This is a genomic window from Rhodopseudomonas sp. (assembly GCF_048594845.1).
GTDB lineage: Bacteria > Pseudomonadota > Alphaproteobacteria > Rhizobiales > Xanthobacteraceae > Rhodopseudomonas.
The window spans coordinates 1-13,957 of sequence record NZ_JBMDXE010000074.1 but is presented as its reverse complement, the minus strand read 5'-3'; the positions used below and the strand labels follow the sequence as shown (position 1 = coordinate 13,957).

11 protein-coding genes are annotated in these 13,957 nt (G+C 63.0%); 7 read left to right on the top strand and 4 right to left on the bottom strand.

Going from position 1 to position 13,957, the window contains the following annotated elements; all coding sequences use genetic code 11:
• Positions 1-163 precede the first annotated feature (163 nt).
• On the top strand, positions 164-739 hold the full coding sequence (locus tag ACOJTD_RS04045) for a hypothetical protein (RefSeq protein WP_420131648.1): 576 nt from the start codon (positions 164-166) through the stop codon (positions 737-739).
• 81 nt (positions 740-820) lie between these two features.
• Here ACOJTD_RS04045 and ACOJTD_RS04040 read toward each other — a convergent pair whose 3' ends face one another.
• The 4 genes from ACOJTD_RS04040 to ACOJTD_RS04025 all read right to left on the bottom strand — a co-directional run bounded on the left by ACOJTD_RS04040 (position 821) and on the right by ACOJTD_RS04025 (position 5,379).
• Complete coding sequence (locus ACOJTD_RS04040; RefSeq protein WP_420131647.1) at positions 821-1,390, bottom strand: hypothetical protein; 570 nt, start codon at positions 1,388-1,390, stop codon at positions 821-823.
• 275 nt (positions 1,391-1,665) lie between these two features.
• Positions 1,666-3,090: an amidase gene (locus ACOJTD_RS04035; protein ID WP_420131646.1), complete on the bottom strand. Its 1,425-nt coding sequence runs from the start codon at positions 3,088-3,090 to the stop codon at positions 1,666-1,668.
• A gap of 180 nt (positions 3,091-3,270) precedes the next feature.
• Complete coding sequence (locus tag ACOJTD_RS04030; RefSeq protein WP_420131645.1) at positions 3,271-4,260, bottom strand: hydroxyacid dehydrogenase; 990 nt, start codon at positions 4,258-4,260, stop codon at positions 3,271-3,273.
• A 219-nt stretch (positions 4,261-4,479) separates the two neighbouring features.
• Complete coding sequence (locus ACOJTD_RS04025) at positions 4,480-5,379, bottom strand: DMT family transporter (RefSeq protein WP_420131644.1); 900 nt, start codon at positions 5,377-5,379, stop codon at positions 4,480-4,482.
• Positions 5,380-6,033: 654 nt separating this feature from the next.
• Between ACOJTD_RS04025 and ACOJTD_RS04020 the strand changes: the two genes are divergently transcribed.
• The 6 genes from ACOJTD_RS04020 to ACOJTD_RS03995 form a co-directional block, all read left to right on the top strand.
• Positions 6,034-9,804 (top strand): vitamin B12-dependent ribonucleotide reductase, encoded by a 3,771-nt coding sequence (locus ACOJTD_RS04020; RefSeq protein WP_420131643.1) that lies wholly within the window; start codon positions 6,034-6,036, stop codon positions 9,802-9,804.
• A gap of 126 nt (positions 9,805-9,930) precedes the next feature.
• A complete protein-coding gene (locus tag ACOJTD_RS04015) occupies positions 9,931-10,989 on the top strand; it encodes a GTP pyrophosphokinase (RefSeq protein ID WP_420131642.1) in 1,059 nt (352 codons plus the stop codon).
• A gap of 293 nt (positions 10,990-11,282) precedes the next feature.
• Positions 11,283-11,729: a hypothetical protein gene (locus ACOJTD_RS04010; protein WP_420131641.1), complete on the top strand. Its 447-nt coding sequence runs from the start codon at positions 11,283-11,285 to the stop codon at positions 11,727-11,729.
• 140 nt (positions 11,730-11,869) lie between these two features.
• Positions 11,870-12,049 carry a DUF3606 domain-containing protein gene (locus ACOJTD_RS04005; protein ID WP_420131640.1) on the top strand — a complete coding sequence of 60 codons (180 nt, stop codon included), beginning with the start codon at positions 11,870-11,872 and terminating at the stop codon, positions 12,047-12,049.
• A gap of 252 nt (positions 12,050-12,301) precedes the next feature.
• Positions 12,302-13,306 carry a hypothetical protein gene (locus ACOJTD_RS04000; RefSeq protein ID WP_420131639.1) on the top strand — a complete coding sequence of 335 codons (1,005 nt, stop codon included), beginning with the start codon at positions 12,302-12,304 and terminating at the stop codon, positions 13,304-13,306.
• Between the two features lie 60 nt (positions 13,307-13,366).
• Positions 13,367-13,957: DUF1353 domain-containing protein (locus ACOJTD_RS03995; RefSeq protein ID WP_420131638.1), on the top strand; the 591-nt coding region annotated here is incomplete at its 3' end.

Sequence of the window (13,957 nt, the reverse complement as noted above, 5' to 3'; positions counted from 1 at the left end):
CTCGACGCCGAGCGAAAGCGGGCCGTGGAGATAGCGGTTCGGCGGCTGGCGCTGGCCGAATTGCTGGGCGTTCGGTCGGACCATCTGTCCAACGTTGATGATCCGGTCGTCCCCATTCGCAGCACACCCATGATCCATGGCCTGACTACAAAAGGAGGCTGCCATGACCAATCCTGATCTCACTCAAGCCTATCTGGAATGGACCAAGCAGAAGCTGGATGAGTCCGCTGCAACGATCGCCAAGATCGAGGAAGCAGCCGCCAAGCTCGGCGATGCGTCGAGCGCCAAGGCGCAGGAAGCGTTGGCTCAGCTTCGCACCGCGCGTGACACCTTCCAAACTCAGGTAAGCGCGCTGCAGGCCGAACTCGGCACTTCCAAGCAGGTGACCGACGCCGCGCTGTCCGCGGTCTCGGCGCAATGGACCGAAGTCGAGCTCGCGTTTCAGAAATTCCTCGGCACCGCCGGTGACCAGGCCGGCATCGTCAAAGACGCCCTCGCGGCCCGCGCCGAGGCACAGCGCCAGGCGTTCCTGTCGTCACTGGAGACGATCCAGACCAGCGCCGCTTCGGCGCTCGAACAAGGCCGCAAGGAGATGGAGTCCTCGCTGCGCCGCTGGACCGAAGAAACCGAAAAAACGCTCGGCCCGAAGCTGACTCAGTTGTCGGCGGCGGGCGACGAGACCTGGAATGCATTGAAAGCAGGCCTCGACGAGACCGCCGCAGCTTACGAGAAGACCTAGGCGCGCATCTCGCAAGCCTTCACGAAGACGAAGTAACCCGACTAAGCATCAGTGGCACGCTTCAAAGATGACGGCCTGTGCCTACAGCGTGTCGTCCTCGTCATCCTCGACACCGCGTTCGGAGGGGCCCGACACGATCTCGTTGCGCAGGCGTTCGAAGCGGCGGCGGGTGCGGCGGTCGCGGCCATCGATGAAGGCGATCGCATCGGCCCGTGAGAACGGACCGGATGTAATGGGCTGTGAGCTGGTGCCGATGGTCTCGTCCACATAGTAGCCGTCGGTCTCGTGCCGCACGCTCCATTTGAAGCGCAGGGCGTCAAGCGGACCGGGGCCAAAGCGGGTCAGCGCGTCGAGATCCTCGGTGCCGTCCTCGCGTAGCGTCGGCAGCACCTCGGCTTGGGCCGTCTGGGTTACGGTGATTTCGATAATCTCGGTGGTAGCGATCTGCACCGAGGTGATGCCCCCGGCGTCGATCGCCTCGAGCACTTCGCCGTCCGCCGCGGCGACGTCCTGCGCCTCGCCATCGGATGACTCAGCCTGCGGCGCTTCGGCAGCTGGCGGCTCCTCAGCAGCGATGGGCGTCTCGGTGTGGTGCGCTGCCAGCTCCTGACGAGCCTCCGAAGACGGCTCCTGCGCGTCGTCGCCGGTCACCTTCGGCTCCGGCCGCGCCGGCTTCTCGAAGATGCTTGCGATCACCGCCAGCGCGTGATCAGTCGGATCGTTGCTCGTCAACTCTAGAACCCCCTACACTCAGTACACGAAATGACGGCCAAGGCGAGCCGTCAACGCCGACCTTGGTCGTTTGTTTCAGGCCGAACAGAACAAAAGTCGGAGCGAGCCGAATCGTTCCAGCGAAACGTCGTTTCACATTACGAAGTCACGCCGTCCGAACCCAAGGCCTTGTCCGAATTGGTGATCAGCCGCGGCTAGGCGCAGACCGGCGGCCGCCGGTCCTTCCACGGCCGCTCCTGCTCGAGCTGCGAGGCCAGACGCAGCAGCGTCGCCTCGTCGCCGAATCGTCCCGCGAACATCATACCAATTGGTAAACGGCTTGTGGTCCACGCCAGCGGCACCGACATCGCGGGCTGGCCCGACATGTTGAACAGGCTGGTGCCGGGAATGTAGCGGCGCAGCAGCGGGCTGATGCCTGACAGGTCGCGCGCCATCGTGTCGAGCTTCCCGATCTTCAGCGGCGGCAGGCACAGCGTCGGCGACAGGAACACATCGATATCGGCGAAGAAGTCCGCCAGCGCCCGCGAAATCTGATAGGCTTGTAGCTGCGCCGCGCAATAATCGATGCCGCTGGCGCGGCTCGCATTGGCGGCGCTCGCCAGTGTCAGCGCCTCAAAATCCTGATCCGTTACTTTGCGGCCGAGCACCTGTTCGGCGAGCCGCACGCTCAGGCCGGTATTGCAGGCGACGATCGCGGCGATGACGTCGGCCGGGTCGGCCGGCAGCTTCGGCGCACGCTGCTCGACGTGATGCCCAAGGCCTTCGAGTAGCTTCGCGGTGTCGCGCACCGCGGCGGCGACTTCCGGATCGATCGCGTCTCCGTAAGTCGAGACGTCGGTAAAGGCGATCCGCAGTCGGCCGGGATCGCGGCCGACTTCCTCGGCGAACGGCCGCTCCGGCGGCGGCGCAACGTAAGGGCTGGTCGGCTCGGATCCATGAAGCGCGTCGAGCATGACGGCGCTGTCGCGCACGCTGATACTGACGACGTGACCGCAGGCGAAACCGCCCCAGCCCTCGCCCCGATCCGGCCCGATCGGATTGCGCGCCCGCGTCGGCTTCAGCCCGAACACCCCGCAGGCCGACGCTGGAATCCGGATCGAGCCGCCGCCGTCGCTGGCATGCGCCACCGGCAGGATGCGCGCCGCGACCGCCGCCGCTGCGCCGCCGGACGAGCCGCCCGACGAATGATCGAGATTCCAGGGATTGCGCGTCGGACCGTGCAGCCGCGACTCCGTCGTCGGCATCAGGCCGAATTCGGGGCTGGCACTCTTGCCGTAGATCGTCAGTCCGGCGGCGACGAAGCGCGACGCCAGCGTGCCGGTGCGAGGCGCGACGAAGTTCTTGTAGGCGCTGGCACCGAATGTCGTGCGCGTGCCGGCGAGCAAATCGAGATCCTTCAGAACGAACGGCACGCCGGTAAACGGCCCGTTTGGCAGTCCGGCGGCGATCTGGTTGCGCGCATGATCGTCGTGCCGCACCACGACCGCGTTGAGCTTTGGATTGAGCGCATCGGTCCGCGCGATCGCCTCGTCGAGTAGTTCGCTCGGTGTAACCTGCTTGTTGCGCACTAACTCGGCGAGGCCGACGCCGTCGTAATTACCATATTCCTTGAACGCCATGAGGTGCCCCTACTACCAACTACCTGCTAATCGATCCGTGCCCCGGACGCAGTGCAGTGCGCCGCGCAGCGCGGAGTGCACTGCAGATCCGGGGCCCCGGTTGAGCCGCACGAAGAGAACCGGGGTTCCGGATCGGCGGCACGGCGCTGCGCGCCGCGCCTTGTCCGGGACACGGGTTCATCAACTCAGGACATCCTGATTGACGACATTGGCGGCAATGGGATCGCCGTCGAGGGCGCTCAGCATGTTGCGGGCGGTCTGCTCGCCCATGCGGTCGAGCGCTTCGCGGGTGACGCCAGCGACGTGCGGGGCAATGATCACGTTGGGCAGGTCGAACAGCTTGTGGCCCTGCGGCGGCGGCTCGACCTCGAACACGTCGAGCCCGGCGCTGGCGAGCCGGCCCGCCAGCAGCGCCTCGTACAGCGCCTGCTCGACGACGATGCCGCCGCGTGCGGTGTTGATCAGATACGAGGTCGGCTTCATCTTCGACAGCCGCGCCGTGTCGAACAGCCCGGTGGTCTCCGCCGTTTTCGGGCAATGCAGGCTGACGAAATCGGCGCGCGGCAGCGCGGCATCGAGATCGTTCACCGCCTCGCAGCCGGCCGCCTCGATTGCCGCCGCCGGCACGTAAGGATCGTACACCAGCACGGCCATTTCCATCGCCAGGCAGCGCTTGGCGGTGCGTGTGCCGATGCGGCCGAAGCCGACGATCAGGACGGTCTTGCCGAACAGGTCAAACGGCAGCACACCGAGCCGCGTCGCCCACGCGCCGGTCTTCACCAGCGCATGCAGTTCGGCGCCGCGCTTGGCCAGCGTCAGCATCATGAACAGCGCCTGCTCGGCCACAGAAGGAGAATTCGCGGTGCCGGCGGTCATCAGAGGCACCTTGCGCTTACTCAGCGCCGGCACGTCGACTGCGTCGTAGCCGACGCCGATCCGCGCCACCACGCGCATGTCCTGCGCCGCCTCGAGTTCGCGCTCTCCGAACCGCGTCGCGCCGAGCGCCACGCCGTGCACCGGCGCCTGCGCGCGCAACAGCGCCTCGAAATCGGCGGCCGAGATCAGATTGGAGAATTCAATCACCTCAATGTCGCCGCGCTCGGCGAGCAGCGCGCGTCCCCGTTGCGACAACGATTCCGTCACCAGCAGTTTGGTCGTGTTGGTCGACATTCCGCTCCCCGGCGCTTGTGCGCGCCTTCTCGCTCGTCCGACTTGTCGGCGCGGACGCATCTGTTGTCCGACGAGAACGCCGGTTGGTTCATGTAACAGGCGCATGACGGCCAGGTCCACACCCAAACGAAGGACAGCGGTTGCGTATCCTGGCCGGCCGCAACTGCGTTTCAGTTAGTTGCACGCGCGGCCGCGCCGAGCCACCGCGCTGCAGCGCTCCTAGCCGCGCGTTGCCAGCGTTACGCCGGCCAGCACCATCACCAACGCGGCGATCTGGCCGAGCCCGAGCGGCTCGTGCAGCGCGATTGCGGCGGCGACGACGCCGATCACCGGCACCGCCATGGTGCCGATCGCCGCCACCGAGGCCGGCAGCCGCTGCAACGCCGCGAACCAGCACAAATAAGCCAAGCAGAACTGGATCAAGGTTAGATAGGCCAGGCTGGCCCAGCCATAGGCGGACAGCGCGTCGAGATGCGGCACGCCGAACGCGAAGCCGATCAGCGTCACCGGGATGCAGCCGATGCCGATCTGCCACGCCGCCGAGGTCGCACCGGGCAGCGCGATCGGAAACCGCTTCAGGAAGATGGTGCCGAGCGCGAAGCCGACCGCGCCGGTGAGCGCCAGTGCGACGCCCGGCAGCTTCGCCGTGCTCGCAGCAAAGCCGTCCGCGCCCATCAGCGCCGCGATGCCACCGAAGCCGAGCACCAGCGCCAGTGTGCGTTTGACGGTGAGCCGCTCGCCAAGCAGCGGCCAAGCCAGCAGTGCGGTCCACACCGGCATCGAATAGCCGATCACCGCCGTCTCGCCGGCCGGCATCCACAACAGCGCCAGCCCCATCACCACCATCCACAGCGTGACGTTGAAGAACGCCGAAACCAGCAGCCGCGGCCACAGCGCCGCCGGCACGCGCAGATCGTCGCCGCGTGCGCGCGCATAGACGAAAAGCAGAATCGAGCCGACCAGCCCCGGGATACCGCGCGCGGGCAGCGGCGGCCACTCGGAGATGATGTATTTGGAGACCGGCCAGCTCAGGCCCCAGGCCAGCGAGGTGACGGCGAGAAGGACAAGACCGCTGGTCGCGACGCGGGCGCGCGCAGCGGCGGGAGGAGCTTCGGACATGGGAGCACCCGGCAGGGATCGACGGCACAACCATGCCGGTAATGAGGTCCCGCCACCACCCGAAAACAGCGCTCGCCTGCCATCCCGCCTGAGTCGGCCACGAGCAACCCCTTCGAGCGAAAAAATACCTGCCCTGTGAACAGCGGGTGCAGCCGGTTTGCGCACCGCGCCGCACGATTTTTCCGCTTCGGAATCTCTGAGGACTCACCGATACTTGCCGGCATCAGGACGCGGCGTCGCCCCCTGTTTTCCACCCCTTTCCACCACATTTAGTATTTGATTCAGGAACCCGCACTATTGCTTGACGGGTCGGACGGAGTCGCACTAGCTTTAGGACTGTCTTGAGCGGGTGGTTTCGTGTCCCGCCGGACATTCCCAGAAGGGTACCGAGCCGACCACCTCCGACCTGCCTCAGCGGCATCGGGGTGTGGGGTTATCCGTGCCCGAAACCGGCTGTATGGGCGCAAAAAGACGGGTCGCAAAACGATCCGCATTGAAGCGTGGGGCGTTATTGGGACGAGACGGCGACCTGCCAGGATCGCAGCCTCGGCCCTTCAGAACAGAGTGAGCCGGACCACGGCTCGCACGGCGGACCGCAGTCCGCGACTAGGCAACTTCGGGCCCAGCGGGGTCCGGCATCGAACGGGGCATCACATGAAGATCGAGCGGCGCTACACCACGGACGGCCAATCTCCCTACGCGGCGATCCAGTTCCGGCTGACGACGAGCGAGATCCGTAATCCGGACGGCTCGATGGTGTTCCGCCTCGAGAATGTCGAAGTGCCCGACGGCTGGTCGCAGGTCGCCTCCGACGTGCTGGCCCAGAAGTATTTCCGCAAGGCCGGCGTCGCCGCGCGCCTCAAGAAGGTCGAGGAAGAGACCGTGCCGTCGTGGCTGTGGCGCTCGGTGCCCGATACCGATGCCCTCGCCGCTTTGCCCGAGGCCGAGCGCTACACCTCCGAGCATTCCTCCAAGCAGGTGTTCGACCGCCTCGCCGGCTGCTGGACCTATTGGGGCTGGAAGGGCGATTACTTCGCCTCCGAGGACGACGCCCGCGCGTTCTACGACGAGCTGCGCTTCATGCTGGCGTCGCAGATGGTCGCGCCGAATTCGCCGCAATGGTTCAACACCGGCCTGCATTGGGCCTACGGCGTCGACGGCCCCGGCCAGGGCCACTATTACGTCGACTACAAGACCGGCAAGCTGACCAAATCGAAGTCCGCCTACGAGCATCCGCAGCCGCACGCCTGCTTCATCCAGGGCATCGAGGACGACCTCGTCAACGAGGGCGGCATCATGGACCTGTGGGTGCGTGAAGCCCGCCTGTTCAAATACGGCTCCGGCACCGGCTCCAACTTCTCGCGGCTGCGCGGCGAAGGCGAGCGCCTGTCGGGCGGCGGCAAATCGTCGGGCCTGATGAGCTTCCTGAAGATCGGCGACCGCGCTGCCGGCGCCATCAAGTCGGGCGGCACCACCCGCCGCGCCGCCAAGATGGTGGTGGTCGACGCCGACCATCCGGATATCGAGCAGTACATCGACTGGAAGGTGAAGGAGGAGCAGAAGGTCGCCGCCCTCGTCACCGGTTCCAAGACCAACCAGAAGCACCTCAAGGCGATCCTCAAGGCCTGCGTCAACTGCCAAGGCTCGGGCGACGACTGCTTCGATCCGGAGAAGAACCCTGCCCTGCGCCGCGAGGTCAAGCTGGCGCGCCGCGCGCTGGTGACCGATGCGATGATCAAGCGCGTCATCCAGTTCGCCAAGCAGGGCTACAAGGAGATCGACTTCCCGATCTACGATACCGATTGGGATAGCGAGGCCTACCTCACCGTTTCCGGCCAGAACTCCAACAACTCGGTGTCGCTGAAGGACGACTTCCTGCGCGCTGTCGAGACCGATGGCGACTGGCACCTCACCAGCCGCACCGGCAAGAAGGTGATGAAGACGCTGAAGGCGCGCGAGCTGTGGGAAAAGATCGGCTACGCCGCCTGGGCGAGCGCCGATCCCGGCCTGCACTTCAACACTACGATGAACGACTGGCACACCTGCAAGGCGTCGGGCGACATCCGCGCGTCCAATCCGTGCTCGGAATACATGTTCCTCGACGACACGGCGTGCAACCTCGCCTCCGCCAACCTGCTGACGGTCTACACCACCCCCACGGCGACCTTCGATCTCGACGCCTCCGAGCATCTCTGCCGGCTGTGGACCGTCGTGCTCGAAATCTCGGTGCTGATGGCGCAGTTCCCGTCCAAGCAGATCGCCGAGCTGTCCTACGAATTCCGCACGCTCGGCCTCGGCTTCGCCAATATCGGCGGCCTGCTGATGACCATGGGCCTGTCCTACGACTCCAAGGAAGGCCGCGCGCTGTGCGGCGCGCTGACTGCGATCATGACCGGCGTGTCGTATGCGACCTCGGCCGAGATGGCCAAGAAGCTCGGCCCGTTCCCCGGCTACAAGAAGAACGCCGCGCATATGCTGCGCGTGATCCGCAACCATCGCCGCGCCGCCCATGGCGAGAGCCACGGCTACGAGGCGCTGTCGGTGAACCCGGTGCCGCTCGACCACGCCGGCTGCCCGATCCCCGAGGCGATCGCCCACGCCAAGCGCGCCTGGGACCAGGCGCTCGAGCTCGGCGAACTGCACGGCTATCGCAACGCCCAGACCACCGTGGTCGCCCCGACCGGCACCATCGGCCTGGTGATGGATTGCGACACCACCGGCATCGAGCCTGATTTCGCGCTGGTGAAGTTCAAGAAGCTCGCCGGCGGCGGCTATTGGAAGATCATCAACCGCGCCGTGCCGGCCGCGCTGCGCGTGCTCGGTTATCCGGAAAGCCAGATCGCCGAGATCGAAGCCTACGCCGTCGGCCACGGCTCGCTCAGCAACGCCCCGGCCATCAACGTCTCGACGCTGAAGGCCAAAGGCTTCACCGACGAGGCGCTGGCCAAGGTCGAGAAGGCGCTGCCGACCGCGTTCGACATCAAGTTCGCCTTCAACAAATGGACGTTTGGCGAGGACTTCCTCAAGGACACGCTGAAAATCGACGCCGACAAGATCGCCGAGCCGAGCTTCGACCTGCTGGCCGCGCTCGGCTTCTCCAAGCGCGAGATCGAGGCCGCCAACATCCACATCTGCGGCGCCATGACGGTCGAAGGCGCGCCGCATCTGAAGCCCGAGCACTACGCGGTGTTCGATTGCGCCAATCCCTGCGGCAAGATCGGCAAGCGCTATCTGTCGGTCGAAAGCCACATCCGCATGATGGCCGCGGCGCAGCCGTTCATCTCCGGCGCGATCAGCAAGACCATCAACATGCCGAACGACGCCACGGTGGAGGACTGCAAGTCCGCCTACATGCTGTCGTTGAAGCTGGCGCTGAAGGCCAACGCCCTGTACCGCGACGGCTCAAAACTGTCGCAGCCGCTGAACTCGCAGCTGATCGCCGATGACGACGAGGACGAGGATATCGACGCCTTCCTCGACAAGCCGATGGCGGCGCGCGCCGCCCACGTCTCCGAGAAGGTGGTGGAGCGCCTGGTCGAGCGCATCGTGGTGATGCGCGAGCGCGAGAAGATGCCGGATCGCCGCAAGGGCTACACCCAGAAGGCGGTGGTCGGCGGCCACAAGGTCTATCTGCGCACCGGCGAATATGACGACGGCCGCATCGGCGAGATCTTCATCGACATGCATAAGGAGGGTGCCGCCCTCCGGTCGTTCATCAACAACTTCGCCATCGCCGTCTCGCTCGGCTTGCAGTACGGCGTACCACTCGAAGAGTATGTCGACGCCTTCACCTTCACCCGGTTCGAACCCGCCGGCCCGGTGCAGGGCAACGACTCGATCAAGTACGCGACGTCGATCCTCGACTACGTGTTCCGCGAGCTGGCGGTCAGCTACATGGGCCGCTACGACCTCGCCCATGTCGACCCGACCGAGACCGCGTTCGACGCTATCGGCAAGGGCGTCGACGAAGGCAAGGCCCCCGAAGGCACCGTCGCCCCCGCCTCGGCGACCAAGTACCTGTCCAAGGGCCTGACCCGCTCGCGCACCGACAACCTGGTGGTGATGCGCAGCGCCCCGGCCGGCACCTCCTCCCCCGCTCCCGCACATGCAACGGAGTCTCGGGGTGGCAGCCACCCGGTCGCCCTCGCCGCCGCCCGCATCGGCGACGTCCTCGAAGGCGCCACCGCGCTGAAGCAGGAAGCCGAGCACGACCTGTCGCCCACCGAGAAGCTCGAAGCCCTGCAATGGAGCAAGGCCAACACCGCCCAGGCCCAACCCACCGCCACCAAAGCCGAACGCCGCGCGGAGGCGAAGGCGCGGGGTTATGAAGGCGACAGCTGCAGTGAATGCGGCAACTTCACGCTGGTGCGGAATGGGACGTGTATGAAGTGTGATACGTGTGGCAGCACGACGGGGTGTAGCTGAGCTAGACAATCCTACTGCACCACCACCCCAAGAATTATGATGAGGAGGTTCTGGACTTACTCAATAGCCAGAACCTCCTCAAAATCATGCATTACCTGCACGCTTATTTTTTATTGGTAATTGAGAATGAACACCAAGAAGCCAGCTGACGACCAAAGAATTTGGCTAATGGACATTCTGCCTCGGCACGAGCGCCTCACGAAGTCCGTCGCGTCACTCATCGAGAATATGCTCGTAAAGAAAGAAGTCGAATTCCTCAGCGTCTCCGGCAGAACCAAGGATTTGGACGGAGCACTCGAGAAGATAGAGAGGAAGAAATACTCAAATCCACAAGAGCGCCTAACTGATCTCTCCGGAATAAGAGTGATCACATACTTAGAAAGCCAAGTTGGCCAGGTCGCTGAGACGATCCGCACGCTCTTCGAGATTGATGAAGAGAACAGTCTGGATCGGTCAACAGTACTCGGCTCCGACAAGATTGGGTACCGTTCGGCACACTTTGTTTGCACCCTCGGCACGCCACGAGAAGGGCTGCCGGAATATGATTCGCTCGGCACCTTAAAATTTGAGGTACAAGTTAGAACCGTTCTGCAGCACGCCTGGGCAGAATTAGCTCACGACCGATCATTCAAATTCGGCCCCGGACTTCCGCCTACAATCCAAAGGAAACTGAATCTATACTCGGGAATGCTGGAGATAGTCGACGCCGCGTTTGATTCGATCGCGAAAGAAATCGATGCGTACTCCACCGAGATAAATTCAAAATCACTCAACCAAATCTCTCCTATTGAAGTTAACTCAATAACTCTTAGCAGATTCGTCCAGCAAATTTCGGAACGCCATCAATTATCTATTCGTGAAGGTGAGATCCCAGCTGAACTTTTCAAAGAATTGGACCACTTCGGCGTCGTAACTATCGGCGATCTAGAAAAATTAGTCACACCTGAAGTTATGCAGATATATAAATCGGCCACCATTGAAGACACGTCAGTAGGCATCATTCGACAGATACTTATGCTGTCGAATATCGACAAGTATTTCGACGGCCCCATTCGATGGGCCATGATCGACAGAGGCTCGTACGAATGCCTTGCGCAAAAATACCCCCACACAAAACTTCGGGCATTATTCGCAAAGGAAGGTATTACGATCGAAGACGAAGAAGACACCAGCACTGAATTTTAACGACGTTAGCGGACGGGGCCCGGATGCAGCGGAGCGAAATCGGGGACCTGCGGTGTGCCGAGAGCTCGTAGGGCGGATTAGCGCAGTGTAATCCGCCAATTCGAGCTTGTAGGGCGGTGAGCGCAGCGCACTCCGCCGCTGACCAAGCTGCGACGCAATACGTTCGCCCTTGTGCCCGCCGGCCCACTTTGTCGCCCCCCCACGCGCCTGATCGGCGCCACCATCACCGCCGATGGCACCGGCCCCGACGCGGCGCAATGCAGCTGTGCGGCATCGACAGGAGCGGAAGCGTAATGCGCCGCTCAGATTGTGACAGCGCAATAGGCTTCGCTATCGTGCCATGCGCGTCAAACCAAGACTCAGCCGAGGAAAAAATGAGAACTCTATCAGTAACGGTAGTCGCTGCGGCCATCGTCTCAGCTACAGCCAGAGCGGAGACGTTTAATTACTCCTGCAAGACCTGCGCTTATCCCTCGTTTGCCAACGAAACTTGTGAGGAAATCGGATCGGCCGCTCTTCTACGAGTTGATGACAGCATGAATGTTCTCGAATGGAGAGGGCGAAAATACGATCTAACCATCGCATCCGCCGACGAAGCTGATGGATGTGGCAATTACGGCTGGCATGCCAAGGGTAACGGAAAAAAGTTTACTTTCTGTACTGCCACAAAAGGATATGGCGCGATCGAAGACAACGAGGGTGTCAAAGTTCAATGTACTTTGATCCGAAACAAACGTTAGAACTCGTAGGGCGGATTACCCCGTTGGGCGGATTAGCGCAGCGTAATCCGCCGCTCACCGTGCGTCGGCGCAGTACGCTTCGCTATTGCGCCCCACACTCGCTACACTCACTGTAACACGTTGGCTATGGAGGATACGGAATGGCCGATGACAAGAGCAAGCGCGACTACCGCGATCGTAGCCGCGTCAATACCAAAGAGTCCTACGAAATAGAATACTGGAAGGACCAGTTTGGCGTCTCGGGCCAAAAAATCGCGGGAGCGGTGCGTGAGGTTGGTACTTCAGTCAAGAGAGTTGCCGATTACCTAAAGACTAAATGAGCAAGCGTAGCCCGGGCGCAGCGAAGCAAAATCCGGTTCTTGAACTGATCGAAGCCGCCGCCCCCCGGATTGCGCTGCGCTTCATCCGGCCCACGAAGTCCGCCTGGTCCGCCGCCCATCTCTCCGCCTACCCTGGCCCAATTCGCGCACCCGGTACAAACCCGGGCTGCACCCCTGTTTTGACTTCGATCAAGGATTTTGCGGATCGACGCGGTCTCCGCTGACGGCAAATGAATCGTCCGGAGGCTCGCGATGTGCAAGTGCCTTCCAGCCGACGTCATCACCCAAGCGCTACGACGACAAGCCCGCAACATGTGCTGCGGCATCGCCGCGTTTTGCTTGCTTGTCGTCGGACCATCGTCGACGACCTTGGCCCAGATGTATTCCGACGACCTGCTGGCCGCAAAGATCGCGCGCATCAAGGGCAATCTGTACGACACGATCAAGATCGACATTCCAGCAAACGCGCCGCCTGCGCTTCGGGCGGCGGCGGCTCGTGTCGTGCCGGACCTGCGCGATCGCAATCTCGAAATCATCGACTTCTTGCATGAAGGCTCAGTCGTTCCCGTCGGAGCGGACTCCCTGCAATTCATCGACGATCTTTCGACCGTCGCAGCATGGCTCTCGCGGCGCGGCTGCGCGGAGATGCTGCTGTTCAGCTACATCGTGCACCATGCGACGCCGAATGTTACGATCAAGGATCCGATCAGCGCGTTCGGCCTCGATCGCGAAGCCGTGCTGCGAGATGGCTACGTGCAGCGCGTGTCGGACAAATTTTACAACAGCGCAATCTGGTTCCTGCTGGCGCATGAGGTCGGCCATGTTGCCCTCGGACATGTCGGGCCAGCCAATCGCGAGCAGGAAGATGAGGCCGATGCGTTTGCGATCGAGGTTATGCGCAACAAACGGCTGATGCCGGCGGGTATTTCTCTCTATATGATGACGATCAGTCTGTACGATCGCACGATCGCGGCTCGTACGCACGCGACCGGCGGCGAGCGATTGCACCGCATCGCTGCGTCACTGCGCAAATCTCCGGCCGACTTTGTCGCACAGGTCGGCCAGGAGCAGCAGGTTCGCGACACCGCGCGGGTCCTTTCCATCGCGACCGACCTCGATCGGTTCGGGCGCGTCATGAACGAGATCCGCGACAGCGAACAGCGACTCGTCAGCTTGGGCGCAGATATCACCGAGGTTTATCGCGAGTCTGTTCTGAAGGAGGCTGACTATGCGTCGGCCTGCCCGGCATCGCCCTAAGAGCGACGATCTTTGTCGCCGCGACGAGTAGACGAGTCCGGGGCAGTTCGGAGGTGAATCATGACGCGCGCAGCGAAGCGGATGATCTTCATCTGGGCCGCCGTGTGTTGGAGCTTGGCGCGATTGACGATCGCGTCAGCTCAGGCGGACGAGAGCGCCTGTGTAGCCGGCTATGTGGGCCAACTCCAGCTTGTGGCGAATGACGACGGCCGCACCTTTCGGCTGCTGTCGCCCTATGGGTACCGCGATCGCGCATGCGAACTCTGGCTGGTCCCCGCTCAAGCGACGATCGATGGTGCCTCTATTCCACAGATGCTCTGGTCGCTGTTGGGAGGCCCGTTCGAGGGCAAGTATCGCAATGCGTCAGTGATCCACGATTGGTTCTGCGACCGGCGCAACATGCCCTGGGAACAGGTTCACCGCATCTTTTACGAAGCAATGCTCACGTCCGGCGTGGATGAGGTCAAAGCCAAACTGATGTATTTCGCGGTGTACTACAAGGGGCCGCGGTGGGACACACAAGCCATGCTCAACAACCGCCTGGTGAACGGCTCGATCCCGGTGTCCTACGCCGGTCTCGATCCGGCGATGCTGGAGCGTTACCGGACCGTTCATTTCGCGAAGGACTCGGAGATGACGGCAGGCGTCCGC

Bases quoted from the DNA above. Each gene is read 5' to 3' on its own strand.
- ACOJTD_RS04045 (WP_420131648.1), top strand. From the start codon at position 164: ATGACCAATCCTGATCTCACTCAAGCCTATCTGGAATGGACCAAGCAG.
- ACOJTD_RS04035 (WP_420131646.1), bottom strand. From the start codon at position 3,090: ATGGCGTTCAAGGAATATGGTAATTACGACGGCGTCGGCCTCGCCGAG.
- ACOJTD_RS04030 (WP_420131645.1), bottom strand. From the start codon at position 4,260: ATGTCGACCAACACGACCAAACTGCTGGTGACGGAATCGTTGTCGCAA.
- ACOJTD_RS04025 (WP_420131644.1), bottom strand. From the start codon at position 5,379: ATGTCCGAAGCTCCTCCCGCCGCTGCGCGCGCCCGCGTCGCGACCAGC.
- ACOJTD_RS04020 (WP_420131643.1), top strand. From the start codon at position 6,034: ATGAAGATCGAGCGGCGCTACACCACGGACGGCCAATCTCCCTACGCG.
- ACOJTD_RS04015 (WP_420131642.1), top strand. From the start codon at position 9,931: ATGAACACCAAGAAGCCAGCTGACGACCAAAGAATTTGGCTAATGGAC.
- ACOJTD_RS04010 (WP_420131641.1), top strand. From the start codon at position 11,283: ATGCGCCGCTCAGATTGTGACAGCGCAATAGGCTTCGCTATCGTGCCA.
- ACOJTD_RS04005 (WP_420131640.1), top strand. From the start codon at position 11,870: ATGGCCGATGACAAGAGCAAGCGCGACTACCGCGATCGTAGCCGCGTC.
- ACOJTD_RS04000 (WP_420131639.1), top strand. From the start codon at position 12,302: ATGTGCAAGTGCCTTCCAGCCGACGTCATCACCCAAGCGCTACGACGA.